Origin of the sequence: Streptomyces sp. NPDC006384, assembly GCF_042870695.1 — a bacterium.
Classification (GTDB): Bacteria; Actinomycetota; Actinomycetes; order Streptomycetales; family Streptomycetaceae; genus Streptomyces.
In genome coordinates this window covers 19,712-33,843 of sequence record NZ_JBIAHR010000036.1, presented here as the reverse complement: position 1 = coordinate 33,843, position 14,132 = coordinate 19,712, and the positions used below count along the sequence as shown (strand labels likewise).

General features: G+C 71.2%; 15 protein-coding genes. 7 read left to right on the top strand and 8 right to left on the bottom strand.

Translation table 11 applies throughout. The features are described 5' to 3' along the window. The first annotated feature begins 91 nt into the window (after positions 1-91). The 7 genes from ACFYOJ_RS33810 to ACFYOJ_RS33780 all read left to right on the top strand — a co-directional run bounded on the left by ACFYOJ_RS33810 (position 92) and on the right by ACFYOJ_RS33780 (position 6,816). Entirely contained in the window at positions 92-1,225 is a 1,134-nt protein-coding gene (locus ACFYOJ_RS33810) for an inosamine-phosphate amidinotransferase 1 (protein ID WP_356559472.1), read from the top strand. A 71-nt stretch (positions 1,226-1,296) separates the two neighbouring features. Next, complete coding sequence (locus ACFYOJ_RS33805; RefSeq protein WP_388598490.1) at positions 1,297-2,580, top strand: hypothetical protein; 1,284 nt, start codon at positions 1,297-1,299, stop codon at positions 2,578-2,580. After that, positions 2,577-3,440, top strand: a complete 864-nt coding sequence (locus ACFYOJ_RS33800) for a DUF3865 domain-containing protein (protein WP_356558706.1) — start codon at positions 2,577-2,579, stop codon at positions 3,438-3,440. Before ACFYOJ_RS33805 ends, ACFYOJ_RS33800 begins: the two co-directional genes overlap by 4 nt. Continuing rightward, on the top strand, positions 3,440-3,868 hold the full coding sequence (locus tag ACFYOJ_RS33795) for a GFA family protein (protein ID WP_356558705.1): 429 nt from the start codon (positions 3,440-3,442) through the stop codon (positions 3,866-3,868). Before ACFYOJ_RS33800 ends, ACFYOJ_RS33795 begins: the two co-directional genes overlap by 1 nt. 120 nt (positions 3,869-3,988) lie before the next feature. Next, positions 3,989-4,861: an arginine deiminase family protein gene (locus tag ACFYOJ_RS33790; protein WP_356558704.1), complete on the top strand. Its 873-nt coding sequence runs from the start codon at positions 3,989-3,991 to the stop codon at positions 4,859-4,861. A gap of 87 nt (positions 4,862-4,948) precedes the next feature. Next, a complete protein-coding gene (locus ACFYOJ_RS33785) occupies positions 4,949-6,229 on the top strand; it encodes a cation:proton antiporter (RefSeq protein WP_356558703.1) in 1,281 nt (426 codons plus the stop codon). Continuing rightward, complete coding sequence (locus ACFYOJ_RS33780; protein WP_356558702.1) at positions 6,226-6,816, top strand: nitroreductase; 591 nt, start codon at positions 6,226-6,228, stop codon at positions 6,814-6,816. Before ACFYOJ_RS33785 ends, ACFYOJ_RS33780 begins: the two co-directional genes overlap by 4 nt. A gap of 23 nt (positions 6,817-6,839) precedes the next feature. Here ACFYOJ_RS33780 and ACFYOJ_RS33775 read toward each other — a convergent pair whose 3' ends face one another. The 8 genes from ACFYOJ_RS33775 to ACFYOJ_RS33740 all read right to left on the bottom strand — a co-directional run bounded on the left by ACFYOJ_RS33775 (position 6,840) and on the right by ACFYOJ_RS33740 (position 14,130). Continuing rightward, positions 6,840-7,913, bottom strand: a complete 1,074-nt coding sequence (locus tag ACFYOJ_RS33775) for a transcriptional regulator (protein WP_356558701.1) — start codon at positions 7,911-7,913, stop codon at positions 6,840-6,842. A gap of 418 nt (positions 7,914-8,331) precedes the next feature. Continuing rightward, entirely contained in the window at positions 8,332-9,069 is a 738-nt protein-coding gene (locus tag ACFYOJ_RS33770; protein ID WP_356558700.1) for a hypothetical protein, read from the bottom strand. Positions 9,070-9,116: 47 nt separating this feature from the next. After that, positions 9,117-9,623 carry a LuxR C-terminal-related transcriptional regulator gene (locus tag ACFYOJ_RS33765; RefSeq protein ID WP_356558699.1) on the bottom strand — a complete coding sequence of 169 codons (507 nt, stop codon included), beginning with the start codon at positions 9,621-9,623 and terminating at the stop codon, positions 9,117-9,119. A 39-nt stretch (positions 9,624-9,662) separates the two neighbouring features. Then, entirely contained in the window at positions 9,663-10,715 is a 1,053-nt protein-coding gene (locus ACFYOJ_RS33760; RefSeq protein WP_356558698.1) for a helix-turn-helix transcriptional regulator, read from the bottom strand. Next, positions 10,712-11,677: a hypothetical protein gene (locus ACFYOJ_RS33755; protein WP_356558697.1), complete on the bottom strand. Its 966-nt coding sequence runs from the start codon at positions 11,675-11,677 to the stop codon at positions 10,712-10,714. Before ACFYOJ_RS33755 ends, ACFYOJ_RS33760 begins: the two co-directional genes overlap by 4 nt. Continuing rightward, the gene (locus ACFYOJ_RS33750; protein WP_356558696.1) at positions 11,674-12,339 is read right to left on the bottom strand and encodes a hypothetical protein; all 666 of its coding nucleotides are present in this window, start codon (positions 12,337-12,339) and stop codon (positions 11,674-11,676) included. Before ACFYOJ_RS33750 ends, ACFYOJ_RS33755 begins: the two co-directional genes overlap by 4 nt. Further along, the gene (locus ACFYOJ_RS33745) at positions 12,336-12,839 is read right to left on the bottom strand and encodes a sigma-70 family RNA polymerase sigma factor (protein ID WP_356558695.1); all 504 of its coding nucleotides are present in this window, start codon (positions 12,837-12,839) and stop codon (positions 12,336-12,338) included. The genes ACFYOJ_RS33750 and ACFYOJ_RS33745 overlap by 4 nt, the downstream gene beginning before the upstream one ends. Positions 12,840-12,861: 22 nt before the next feature. Beyond that, positions 12,862-14,130: a cytochrome P450 gene (locus ACFYOJ_RS33740; RefSeq protein ID WP_356558694.1), complete on the bottom strand. Its 1,269-nt coding sequence runs from the start codon at positions 14,128-14,130 to the stop codon at positions 12,862-12,864. Positions 14,131-14,132 lie beyond the last annotated feature (2 nt).

Genomic DNA, 14,132 nt, shown 5'->3' with positions numbered 1-14,132 from the left:
TGTCCACGACCGGGCCCGCCGAACGCCGCCCGGACGGTACCCCCTGCCGCCCGGGCCGTGCCGGCACCCGCCGCCGAGGAGGCGGCCACCCATGACCCATTCCCAGCTCGACCCGCCCGCCAACGGTGTGCACAGCTTCGACGACTTCACCCGGCTGCGCGAAGTCGTCGTCGGCCGCGCCGACCACTACACCACGCACGACACCGACCCGTCCTGGCGGCTGTTCTACTTCGAGAACGTCGCCCCTCACCTGGCCGATGGGCAGCGGCAGCTGTCCATCCCCCAGCAGATCGTCGACGAGCTGAACGAGGACATCGCCGGCTTCGCCGACGCCCTGACCGGCTGCGGAGTGCGCGTACTGCGCCCCTCTGCCCCCGGCAAGGACATCAAGATCTCCTCACCGTGGTGGAGCAGCGGCGCGACACCGCCGCTGAACGTCCGTGACAACGCGATCATCCTCGGGGAGACGATCGTGGAGACCGCGCCGCACATCCGCGGCCGGATCTTCGAGAACGACCACCTCAAACCCCACTTCGTCCGCTACTTCGAGCAGGGCGCGAACTGGCTGTCCATGCCCCGCCCCGCCCTCGCCGCCGGTTCCCTGGACACTGCCTACTTCGGCCAGCAGGGCATCGACGTCACCGCGGCGATGGCCAGCGAGGATGCCCTGCCGATCGACGGCCTGGGCCTGGAGATGGTCTTCGACGGCGCGCAGTGCGTCCGCCTGGGCCGCGACGTGCTGGTCAACGTCGCCAACCACAACCACGAGCTCGCCTACCGGTGGCTGGCCCGCAACTTCCCTCACCTGCGCCTGCACCGGCTGCCGGGGATCGCCGACAACCACGTCGACTCCATCGTCGTCCCGCTGCGCCCGGGCCTGATGCTGCTGCGCGACCCGCACTACCTGCAGCACCTGCCGGAAGCGATGCGCGGCTGGGAAGCGATCTACCCGCCGCCCAGCACCGTGCCTGAGCAGAACTACGACGAGTTCGGGTTCGTGATCCCCACCGCGTCCCGCTACATCGACATCAACGTCCTGTCGGTCGACGAGAACACGGTGATCGTCAACTCCCTCTACCCGGAGCTGATCGAGCTGCTGGAGCAGCGCGGCTTCACCGTCGTCCCGGTCCGCCACCGCCACCGGCGCCTGTTCGGCGGCGGCCACCACTGCTTCACCCTCGACACCGTCCGCGACGGCGGCCCCGAGGACTACCTCGAGGCCTGAACGCCTGGACCTCCCCCTGCACGCCCGTCTGGCCGCCATCCACGCGGCCCAACCCCAAGGAGTACCCGGCCATGAGTAACAGCACAGAGGCGTGGCCCCCGCCCCGCGCGTTCTGGACCGACACCCTGCCCGAGAAGACCGACAGCATGACCCGCCCGCACCTGTTCAAAGGCATCGTCCCCGCCTCGGCGGCGAACGCGGACGCCGTCCTGGACGGCTTCGCCGCGATCCGCCGCGCCCACGCCGCCGGGCGGGAGATCACCGCGAACGCCCGGGTGTATGTGGGTGAGGAGCACCGCCCCGACCTGGTGGACAAGGTGCTGGCCACCGACAGCTGGCCGGAGGGCGGCTTCCCTGCGTGGATGCAGGAGCAGGTCGGCGCAGAGCGCTTCAGCCTGGTCCTCAACACCCTGGAGAGCGTCAGCGAGCCGCTGGCCGCAGGCCTGGGCGAGTTCGTCGGCGCGCTGATTGACGGCTGGGGCGTCCCGGCCGGCGGCGCCGAGCTGGTCGCCTTCGTCGGCAACTACAGCGGCACCGCCTTCGGCGTCCACGAGGGCTACGAGAACGCGTTCCTCACCCACTACGGGCCCGGCACCAAGGACTTCTACTGCTGGCCGGCCGAGGAGTACCGCAAGCTCACCGGCGGCAGCGACCCCCTGTACGGCGACTACACGTGGCTCCTGGAGCACGGCGAGCATTTCGCCCTGGAGCCCGGCGACGCCCTTTTCCTGCCCGAGCGGGTCTTCCACGTCGGCCGGCAGAGCGAGTTCTCCGTCTCCATCGCCATTCCCCTCTACACCTTCCCCGACACCGCGATCGCCCGGTCCTGGATCGCACCGGACCTGCTCGGCGCCCTGCTGGCCAGTGAGCCCGACACCGACGCCGGCAGGCCGTCCCCGATGCAGCCCTTGACCGCCGGCCCCGACGAACTCGCCCGCCGCCTGAGCATGGTGACCGCCGCCGCGTTCACCGCCGCCGCCGAGCAGGCGCCGGCCGCCGCCAAGACGCACGCCCACCAGCGCTGGCACACCGTCCTCAGCAACGGCGGCTGGCAGCAGACCGAGAACGACCTCGCCCGCGACGAGGCCGCCGCCGCGTTCGCCGCTGCCGGCCTCGCGCCCGGCGCGAGCGTCGCGGTCCGTGCCCCCTACCGGCTGATGGTCACCGGCGAGCAGGCGTTCCTCCGCGGCTGCGAGACGGCGGCGGACCCCGCCGTCCTCACCCCCAGCCTGGTCGAGAGCCTCAACAACGGCCCGACCCGCCTTCCCGACGACCCGAAGGTGATCGCCGCGATCCGCACGCTCGGCGCGACCGGCGGCCTCACCGTCACCACCACGACCGAGGAGACCGAGTGACCACCACCGCACCCGCGTCCACGCTCGACACCCTGCGCGGCACCAGCCTCGTCGAGGCGTACCTCAAGGCGAACCCGGAGACCCGCAGCTACATCCACGCCACCCTCCAGGGAACCCGCAACAGCGGTGACGACCTCGTCGACAAGCACCTGAAGCCCATGATCGACACGGTCTACCGGCAGATCCGCGCCCTGGTCGACCCCCGCAGCCTCACTGCCGCCCAGGCCCGCATGTACATCGCCGAGCTCGCCGTCTTCGCCCGGCACAACGCCCAGTTCCTGCGGCTGGCCGCCCAGCAGGTATACGGCTCCTGTCCCGCCCTCGGTCACGAGTTCGACCGCAACTTCCTGGAGGAGGGTGGCGAGCCCGGCAAGGTCCCTGCCCACTACATCCTCTACACCCGCGCGCTCCTCGCCGACCTCGGCCTGCTCGTCAACGGGCACGTCCCCACCGACGAGACCGCCAAGCTGGTCCTCCAGCACCAGGTCCTCGTGAACTCCCACATGACCAGCCTCATCGCCGGCGGCTACTACGCCACCGAGGGCGTCGCCGTCGCCGAGACCGAGATCCTGCGGGAGATCACCGACCGGTACGGCGAGCTGACCACGGGGACCAGCGGTGCGGGGCTGAAACACCTGGACTACTACTACCGGCTCCACCTCGACGAGGGTCACGAGGCCGCGCAGGTCGGCGGCATGAGCGTGGAAGAGGCCCACATCGAGGGCTTGGCCCGGTTCATCCGTCAGAGTGACCTCTTCCACCTCGACCTGCCCCAGGCCCTGGAGGGCTTCCTGCAGATCTTCAACGCGATGGCACACTGGTGGACCCAACTGGCCTATCGTGCAAGGGAATTGAACTAGTGACCGAGATTGTCTCCGCCACCGGCTCCGAGGTCCGCTCCGGCGGCTGCCTGTGCGGAAAGATCCGCTTCACCGTCACCGGCCCGGTGGACGACCCGCACATCTGCAAGTGCAGCCACTGTGCCCAGCGCTCCGGCGCGCCGTTCCAGTGGTGGGTCGGCTTCCCGATGGCGGGGCTGGAGTGGACGGGTGCCGAACCGATCTGGTTCGACACCTACCCGGGCAAGGCCGCCCGCGGCTTCTGCGGCGTGTGCGGCAGCCACATCGCCGCCCGGGACTACGGCGACGACACGATCATCGGCATCCTCGCCACCGCCCTCGACCACCACGACACCGACCCGGCCTTGGTGCCCACCAACCTGAACCGGCTCGCCGAGGCCGCCCCCTGGCTGGCCCAGGACGACAACCGGCACGCGGCGGCCGGCTGACCCCGGACCCCTGCGGGGGGCAGGCGCACCTGACAGCGCCCGCCCCCGCAGGCATCCCGCCGCCGGGGCGTGCCGGGGCTGCCTCCCTCCCGCATCACCAGCGCCCGCACCGGAGGACCCGTGCCCACCGCCACCCATGCCGCCACCGAGTATGGAACCCTGCGCCGCGTCGCCATGAGACACGCCGGCGACTTCACCCGCCCCCTGGCCGGCCCCGACGTTCATCCCATCCTCGCCCGCCAGCAGACCACCAGCAGCTGGACCTCCTACGACCCCGCCGTCGTCCGCGCCCAGCAGGACCAGCTCATCGGCCTGCTGCGCGACCACGGCGCCGAAGTCGTCCTGCTCCCTGCCGCGCCGGACTGCTCCGCCCAGCACTACCCGCGCGACATCGCCTTCGCCGTCGACCACGTCCTGTTCCGGGCCCGCCTGAACTCCCAACACCGCCTGCCCGAGACCGACGCCCTGACCGACCCCACACTCGGACTACGACCCGTCGACCTCACGCGCGGCACCATCGAGGGCGGTGACGTCCTGCTCCCCGACACCGGCCGAGTCCTCGTCGGCCTGAGCGAGGAGACCAGTCCCGACGGTGCGGCCGCCCTCCAGGAAGCCCTCGCCCGGCACGGCGTCGACCGCGAGGTCGTCCCTGTGCATTTCAAGGTCAAGGGGATCGTCCATCTCGACGACCACCTCGCCGTGGTCGCACCCGGCACCGCCCTGATCCACCGCGAGGTATTCACCGCCGAACAGAACCGCTGGTTCGACGCCCACTTCGACGACCTCATCCCGGTCACCGACATCGAGGCCCGCGCCGTCCAGGTCAACGTCCTGGCCATCGCCCCCACCACGACCGTGGTCGCCGCCGGCAGCGACCGGATCGGCGCTGCCCTGACCGCCCGCGGCATTGAGGTCCTGACCGTCGACTACAGCGAGGTCACCCGCATCCCCGGATCCCTGCGCTGCACCACCCTGCCTCTGCTGCGCACCTGACTCCCGTCGTCCCCTCAAAGCGGCCCGCTTCAGGCTTCCGGGCCGCTCACGCACGCCCTTCGCCGCTGTCCCTGGAGGATCCCCGCCTTGTCCGATTCCCTCTCACTCGTCCTCATTGCCGTCCCCGCCGTCGTGCTGGCTTGTCAGGCCGGCGGCTGGGCCGCCCGCCGCCTCGGCCAGCCGCCCGTCATCGGCGAGATGGCCGTCGGTATCCTCCTCGGCCCCTCTCTCCTCGGCTGGCTCGCCCCCGACGCCCAGCACTTCCTCCTGCCGCCTGCCGTCCTGCCATACACCTCCATGCTCGGCAACCTCGCCCTGTTTGTCTTCCTCTTCCTCATCGGCCTCGAACTCGACCTGGGCTCCTTGCGTACCGCCCGCCGTGCCGTTGCCTCCGTGGCCGCCGGCAGCATCCTGCTGCCCCTCGCCTTCGGTGCTGGCCTTGCACTCGCGATGTACCCGGCCCTTGCGCCGCCCGGAGTGCAGCAACTGCCGTTCGTCCTGTTCATCGCCACCGCGCTGTCCATCACTGCCTTTCCCGTCCTCGCACGGATCCTCGCCGACAAGGGCCTGGCCACTACCCGCCTGGGCACCTTCGCGCTCGCGTGCGCCGCCGCCGACGACGCCCTCGCCTGGTGCCTGCTCATCGCCGTCACCTCCCTCTCCACCGCCGGCTCCCCGCTGGACGCACTCACCGCCCTCGCCCTGGCCATCGCCCTCACCGCCGTACTGGCGGCGGCGCGGCCCCTCACGAAGCGAACGCTGGAGCGAGCCGCCCGCACCTCCGACGACCTGGTGACCGTGCTGATGGTCACCGGACTGCTCCTGGCCGCCTACTCCACCGACCAGATCGGCATCCATCCCGCGATCGGTGCTTTCCTGGCCGGCGCGACCATGCCACGTGGGCTGCCCTCCCTCGAACGCGGCGCTGCTCGCCTCCATGCGGTGGTCGTCCCCGTGCTGCTACCGCTGTTCTTCGTCGATATCGGCTTGCACACCGACCTCGCCGCCCTCCCGACCGGACAATGGGGGTGGGCTGCGCTCATCCTGGCAGTCGCCGTGACGGGTAAGTGGGTCGGCGCCGCCGGGGCCGCCCGGCTCGCCGGCTGCGACTGGCGATGGTCAGCGCTGATGGGCACCCTGATGAACTGCCGCGGAATCACCGAGATCGTCGTCCTCGGTATAGGCCTCCAGCTCGGCGTCATCACGACGAACCTGTTCACGATCATGGTAGTCATGGCCGTCGCCACCACCGCCGCCACCGCACCCCTGCTCGACCGCCTCACCCGCAACACGCCCGACCTCACCGCCCCGACCCCCACCAGCAAGTCGTTCACCGTGCTGCCCGAGACTCCAGGAGCGGCTCGATGACCACCCTCCCGGCCTCCCGGCCCGCTGCGGGCACTGTCGAGACGGCGATCCGCACCCGGCGCAGCACCATCCGCCTCACCGAGCCCGCCCCGGGTCCGGACGAACTACTCGACCTCCTCGAGGTCGCGGCCACCGCACCCGACCACGGGCAGTTGCGCCCCTGGCGCCTGATCGCCGTCTACGGGGGCGCCCGGGCCCGGCTCGGTGAAGCCGCCGCCGAGGCCGCTCCCACCGCCGACCTGGCCGACAAAGTCGCCGCCAAGCATCTGCGTGCGCCGCTGATGCTCGCTGTCGTTTTCCAGCCCCGCGACCACCCGGCCATCCCGCGCTGGGAGCAGCTGGCCGCGACGTCCGCGATGGCCAGCACGCTGCTGCTGCTCCTCGACGCCCGCGGCTGGGGCGGCGTCTGGTTCGGCGGGCCCTACCCGGACGCGCCGCAGGTCCGCAAGCACCTCGGTATCGGTGAGGGAGAACAACTGCTCGGCTATCTGTACGTGGGCACCCCCATTCCCGGCGATAGGCCCCGGCCCCGTCCCGCTGCCGACGTCCGCTCCAAGCTCACCTGGCTCGACGACACCGATCTGTGACTACCGGGCCCGCCAGATCAGGGTCAAAAAGCGTGGAGTGGCCCGCCTGCAGTGGCCTCGGCCAGGCGCCGGGTCAGACGTCGACTCTTGAGATTCTGGGCGGCCCTCTTCGCTCTCGCCAGCAGTTCCTCCCACTCGGCCTGGTCACCCCGCAGCCGCGCCAGCTCCGCACCAGTGATCAGCAACTCCACGCTGTCGCGCGTACGCTCCGGCGGCAGACCCATCGCCACCTTCAGAGCCTGCTCGCCCTCCTCGGCCAGCCCGGCCATCGCCAGCGCCCACGCGGCCTGCCCCTCCAACTCCGGGCGATCCAGCCACGCCAGCCATCTAGGGTCCGACCCGCGCCCGGCCCGGTCGAACGCGGTACGTGCTCGTTCCACCGCTGCCCGGCACTGCGCGCCGTCGCCGTTGTAGGCCCACGCTCTCGCTTCCGTCACCGCGACGTAGGCCCGCACCAGCGCCGGCGCGCCAGACGCGGCGATCACTGCGCTGCGGGCATGTGTCAGCACCTCACGACTGTCGCCTCGCATCGCCGCCAGCCGGGCTTGGTGAATGCAGCCGCGCGCGAGCCGGCCACGATCTCCGATCGCCTGCGCCAGCCGCATCGCCTGCAGGTCGTAGCGCTGAGCCAGGCCCGGCAGCTGATCGTCGTAGGCCATGCTCGCCAGCGCGAGCACCGCGTCGGCGACGCTGCCGTACAGCAGTCGGCCACGCCCGGCATTGAAACGTCCTTCGAGCAGTGGGACGGCGTGAGCTGCGAGGAAGCCGGCGAACGCTGAGCGGAACTGTCCGCCCCCGTACCGGGCGTCCGTCCTGCCGTACAGGTCGGTGTGTGCGTCCAGAAACTCGATGTCTGCCATGGTCACCCGCCGCTGTCCGTGCCCGGCGATCTCCGTGTCGGGCAGCATGACCAGCGCTTCGACCGCATAGGGCCTCGGGGTGAACGGCATCCTGCGCACCGCTGCACTCCTGGGCACGGCATCCATCTGCCACAACCGCCGGAGCATCCGCACAGCGTGTGCCAGATCGCCGTACTGCAGGGCCTGCTCGGCGACATCCGTGTCCTCGGACGACCAACCCAGGCTCTCAGGGGTCACCTGGCGTTTGCACGCCTGGGTCAGGACATGGCACGCAGCAGCTGCCAGCTCTGGACCCGGCTGCGCCCCCATGCACCATCGCGCCACCGTGCTTGTGCTCACGGATCGGGGATGGCCTGTGGCCGCACAATGCTCGCGGATCCTCTTGGCGAACCCCGACCTCGACCACTTGAGCTCATCCAGCACGATCCGCTCGAGATCCTCATTCCTCGGCGAGGAGCCGCGAACCGACACCGCCCTGTTCATGCGACTGCCCCCGGAGCCTGGCGCCGGCCGCCGACCGGAACGGGAAGTGGGGGGAAGCCCTTGGCCCGGCCAGCGATTCTCCGATTGGCCATGACGGGGTCGGCCAGGAGGGAACGGAAGGACGGGTGGTCGCTGGCCCGGGTGGTGGGCAGAAGGTGTACGCGCACGCTGCTCACCCCTCTTCCTGGTTGCAGGGGACGGCGTCACGGTAGAGCTCCGGGTCGGCCAGGTCGACCGGGGTCATGATGCGAAGGTGCCGCACCAGGTGACGGGCGAGCATGAAGCGCGGATCGATGGCGTTCTCGGCCCGCCCCTTCTGGTCGGTCTGGTCCAGCTCACAGACCACTCCCTTGAAGACCTCGATCCCTCCGGCAGACGAGGGCCGGTACACGGTGCCCTCGACGGCGACGAGCTCCGCCTCGCGAGCGAAGAAGGCGCCGTACCCGAAACGGCGCATCCGTTTGCAGCCGCGAGCGGCGTACGGGGCGTGGAAAGCGCACACCGGGGGCTCGGCCGTTCTGATCTCCGGCCACCGTGGGCTGACCGGGTCCTGGGGCGTGCCGGTGGCCTTGGGCACGAGCCACAGCACGCCGGCCGGCGTTCTGGTCGCCGGGCCCATTCCGACCTGGCACAGCAGCCGGTGCGCGCTTTGCATCGCGCGGCGCTGCTTGACCGGATTGACGTCCGTGTAGAGGTAGCGGCCGGTCTCTGGGCCGGCGACCTGCGGCCACAGAAACCCCTCGGGATCGCGGTCCGTCGGGCCGGCACCCTTGTAGGTGAGTCCGTTGCGGCTCACCCGGAGCCGGGGGACGTGGACCCGCTGGTCGGACCGCATCACGATCGCGGGTTCCAGCCGGGGTCCGGACACCGGGCAGCGGGAGGCCTCGGCGTCCAGCAGCATCGCGGTCACAGTCTGTCTCCCTCGTCGACTCGGACCTGGGGAAAGGGAAGTGCAGATCAGCACTGTCTGGGGGCTGGGACGGTCGAGGTGCTGGGCTGCGCGTCGGTGCGGGCGCCCAGGACCTGCCAGGCATGTGCCAGGCCGACCAGGTGGGCGGCGCCATTCGCGCCGGCCTTATCGGCCAATTTGCGGATGCGGACTTTCACCCGGGCCGGGGAGATGCCGGTGAGGTCCGCGGCCACCGCGATCTCCTGGTCCGAGGAACGGGTTGCGACCGCGTGCAGGAGCAGCAATTCGTCCGCAGTGAAGTCTGGGCGGGGGCCTGCCGGTTTCGGCGCGGGCGCCTGCCTGCTGGCCAGCGCAGCATGGACCTTGGCCGGACGTGAGATGACACCGAACTTGTAGCCGATGTTCGACAGGTGCGTACTCAGCGTGCCGACTTTCATTCCGAGTTCGTCGGCGGCCTGCTGGGTGGACAGACCTGCTGCGATCTTCTCGATGACGCTCCTTTCGGTGGGCGTCAGAAGGGTCGGCGGGGCAGGGGTGCGAAGGATGGCGGGCATGCTTTTCCTTACTTGCCGCAGGGCTGTGGTGTTGGGTGATCAGGCGGGGCGGAAGGCGCTGGGGGTGTGCTCGACGTCGCTGGTAGGGCGTGAGGGGGATTCCTGAGCGAGCTCTCGCGGGCCGTTGCGTGGGAATGCCGGACCGGAGCCGAAGACGGGGGCGTGAACCGGGCGGCCGGGGCGGGCATGAGGCGCGTCGGCCGGTGTGACCTGCTGCTGGGCACGGGCGGCTTGTCTCAGCCTGAGGAGACTCCACTGGAGCGGCCGCGCGGCGCGAACGGCTTGCTGCAGCAGTTGGCGTTCAGCCACGGCCGCAGGCCCGTTGCATACACTGCCCGGCGCACCATCATGCGGATGGGTGACGAACAGCTGGCGCCGCAGGCGTTCGGCGGCGCTTCCGTCCCAGCCCCACGCCGTGTACGTGTACTCGGCCAGCAGCGGCCCAGGGGCGGCGAGTTGGTCCGGCACGAGGTGCATGCTGATCGTTCTGCTCTCCGCCAGACGGACAAGGTGAGGTAGGGCCGGGTGCCCGGCACGCGCCAGGTCCAGCAGACTCTCGTGCAGGAGCAGTACCACCCGGCACCGGCCCGGGGCAGCCAGAGACCGGCCCGGTGCGCCGGGTGCGGGTGAGGAGGCAGAGGAGAACAGGGACAGCGATGCGGGGGAGGCGCTGTAGACGTGAAGGGAATGCGAGCCGGCTGTCAGCGCGTCCCCCCATGCCGGGGATGCGGTGAAGAAGTCGATCCGGTGCTGGTGCTCGGGATGGGCCAGGAGCGTGAGTGCCTGCTGGATCTCGTGAACGGGTGTGTCGTAGGCATCCAGCAGGGCGCGCACGCTCGTGTCGGACAGGGCACGCTGGGCCTTCTCCAGAGCGCCGATCTGGCTGGGTGAGGCATGGACGACGGTCCCGGCTTTCCGCAGACTCAGCCCGGCGCGCGTCCGGTAGTGGCGCATCAGCGCGCCGACCAGGACAGGCGGCAGAGAGGGAGCGTCACAGTCCGGTTCGCACGGCACGGCGGCAGAAGCAGGGCCGGGCATGCCTGGTGCACCGTCGGAATGAACCACGGTTCGGCGGACGGTGTTACCGGTCACCGGTCTGCTCCCGAGGCCGGTGCGGGTGAGGGCTCGGCCGTGGGGCCCAGCAGACCCCAGGCGTAGGCCAGGCCCACAAGGTGAGCGTCGCTCCGGGCGCCCGCCCGCTGGCGAAGGCCGGCGGCGTACACCCGGAGAGCGGGCTTGTGACGCAACTGCGCGGGGAGGGCCGCTTCGGTGGAGACTTCGGCGAGCACGCGCAGGACCGTCAGGTCGAGCACGGTGAACTCGGGGGCGTCGATCTTGCCGGCCGGCGGCGGGGGCAGGTGCCGGCCGGTGAGCAGGGCGGTGGCTCGGCCGGCGGAGGTGGTGCCACCGGCCCGGTCGCTGATGCCCGCCAAGTGCCCGCGGACGGTGGGGACGGACACTCCCAGCTCGTCGGCTGTCTCCTGAACGCTGTACCCGGCGAGGAGGTGTTCGCCGACGCGTAGTTGCGCGGGAGTGAGGGGGCGTGGCTGCCCGCCGTGTGGCTGCGGGCGGGAGAGTCGGCGTGTGCCGGAGCGGTCCTCGCCGAGCGCGGGGACCACCGCGGCGGTCAGGGCTTCGTGGAGCCGGTCGGGGGAGGTGGCACCGTGGCCTGGTGCGACCACCCAGCGCACGTCCTTGCCGGTGGTGATGTGGAGGGGCGGGATACCGATCCGCGTGCCGGGGCGCAGGACCCGTACCCCGGGGCTCCACAGGCCGTGCTGAACGTTGCCGGGTGCCAGGAGGAACCACCAGACACGGGTGATGTCGTTTGCCAGGACGGGCCCGGTGCGACTTCCGAGGCGCTGGAGAGCCGGCGTGGCGATGTCGGCGCGCACGCGCACCGCGTCGAAGTGCCGGCCGCATTCGACAGCAACCGTGCGGTCGTACGGAATCCACGGCTGTGCGGAGCCCGGTTCGGGGAACGGCCAGCCCGGTGCGGGCGGCCGGGGCAGGCGAGGCGCGGCGGTGGCGGTCCGGCGCAGTGACGCTGTCATCGCTGGGCCGCCTCCTTTGGTGCGGGGCTGCCTGCCGCGCGGAGAGGGACGCTGCAGCGGATCATCGCGCTGAGGCCGGGTGAGGCGGCCGCGGGCAGCCGCAGCCGTGTCAGCCGGTGGCCGTCCGGCCCCAGGCCGGAGCCGGTCACCTCCCATCCGAGGTCGCGCAGATGGCCCAGGAGTCGGTCAGTGCGCCTGGTGGGGCCGGAGTGCCGGCCCGGCGCCTCGGCGCAGACCCACGATGTCTGCTGTCGGGCTGCGTAGTCCCGGAGCCACATCGTCATCCGCCATCCGGCGCGGCCGTCACGGTGGGGCGCGGTGTGGAAGAGCGAGACCCGCAGTCCCGGCGTGGGGACGCCGGCCACCCGGTGCCCAAGGCCCCGGTGGAGGAGGAGACATCCGATCAGGGCCGGATCTTCGTCGTTCTCGTACAGCCCGACGGCTTCGTTCCTGTCCTGCCGGAAGGCGGCCGGGGCCTGCGGGTAGGGCGGGGCGATGCGCTGCGCGGCGAGTGCGTGGATGCGTTCCTCGGCGAGAGCGGCGGCTTCGGCTCGGGCAGCGGGTGTCTTGAGTGGACGTACCTCGTAGACCGGTTGGTCCGCCCCCCTCTTGGGGGCCGCAGGGGCGGTGACGGCCGCGGCGGCCGTGACGGTCGCTTTCACTGTGCGGCTCCCGCGGCTGCGGCCGGCTCTGCCAGGACCTTCTGAGCGGGAGCGGCGTCGAAGAGCTTCCAGGCGTGGGCGAGGCCCACCAGGTGCGCTGTGTTGTCCGCGCACGTCTTGGTCAGGAGAGAACTGATGCCGGCTCGCACGTCCTGGGTGGAGACGCCGACGGCCGCGCCGATGACGGCGTTGAGGGAGTGCCGGGTAAGGGCGTGCAGGAGCCGCTGCTCGCTTTCGGTGAGGCGCGGGGCCGGCCTGCGGCACGCGGGCGGGTCGACAAGCCGGGCGGTGAGGAGCGCGTGCACAAGCACTGCCCGGCGGGTCCTGGGCGGGCAGCCCACGTGTCTGCGGGCCACCTGGAGTTGACTCTTCACACCGTGCACGGACAGGGACAGGTGCGCGGCGATCACGGCGTCGGTTTCGCCGTAGACGAGGCGTGCGGCGACGCGTTTGGCCGCTTCGGACAGTGGCGGCATCGGAGCGGCGGTCATGGTGGTCATCTGAGGTCCTGGCGGGTGGGGGTCAGGCGGCCGGCTGGCCGAGGCGGACGGGGAGACTCTGGTGGCCGTTGGAGATGAAGCTGGGCAGCGGACGGAGCTGGTCGGCCTCGACGGCGAGCCGCATGTCGGGGAACCGGGTGAAGAGCGCGTCGAGTGCGATGCGCGCCTCGATGCGGGCGAGTTCGGCGCCCAGGCACATGTGCGCGCCGTGGCCGAAGGCCAAGTGCTGGTGCGCGGTGGGGCGGTTGGTGTCGAAGCGGTCGGCGTCGGGGCCGTGGACGGCGGGGTCGCGGCCGGCGGCGGCGTAGTTGATCACCATGGCGTCGCCCTTCGCGAAGGTGATGCCGGTGGGTTCGTCGGTGACGTCGCGCACCGCGAAACGCATGATGATCGTTGCGATGGGTGCTTCCAGCCGCAGTGCCTCGTCGACGACCTGCTCCCAGGGGGTGTGGCCGGAGGTGGCCCGGTGGAGCTGGTCGGGGTGGGTGAGCAGGTGGGTGACGGCGTGGTCGAGGAGGTTGACGGTCGTCTCGTGGCCGGCGCCGATGAGGAGGACGAAGCTGTCGGCGAGTTCCTGGTCGCTGAGTTCGCCCTCCGCGTGCGCGGCGACGAGGGTGCTGGTCACGTCGTCGCCGGGTGTCTGACGCTTGTGGTCGATGAGCTTCCCGATCAGCTCGTAGACGCGCTGGCCGGCCGCCGCGGCGGCCTCGGGGGTGGCGTTGGTGACGAAGAGCGCTCCGACGGCGTCGCGGAAGTCGTCGTGCAGGTCGTCGGGCACGCCGAGCAGGACGTTGACGACCCGCAGCGGCAGGCGCCAGGCGAACATGTCGCGCAGGTCCACCTCCTGGTCGGGGCCGGCGACTGCGACCTCGTCCAGGAGAGTGCGGGTGATCTCCTCGATCTGCGGTATCAGCGCCCGCACGCGGCGGGTGGCGAACGCGGCGGCCAAGGGGCGGCGCAGCCGGCGGTGTTCGGTGCCGTAGGCGGACAGGGCGTTGCGGACGTCTACCCAGATCCGCAGCGGCCAGTCGGCCGGGAGCTGCCCGCTGGTGTAGGCGGGCCAGTGCTGCGCCGCGTCCTTGGAGATGTCGGGGTGGGTGAGCAGGCGGCGTATGAGGCCGGGGTCGGTGATGGACCACGCGGGGATGTCACCGGGCAGAAGGACGCGGGTGGCCGGACCGCGGTCGCGCAGGGCGGCGGCTTCGCCGTGGATGTCGGAGCCGGTGCCGTCCAGGCGGTAGGGGCAGCCGGCGAGGGAGCTCTGGGATGCGGACGTGGGGGTGGCGGGCATGG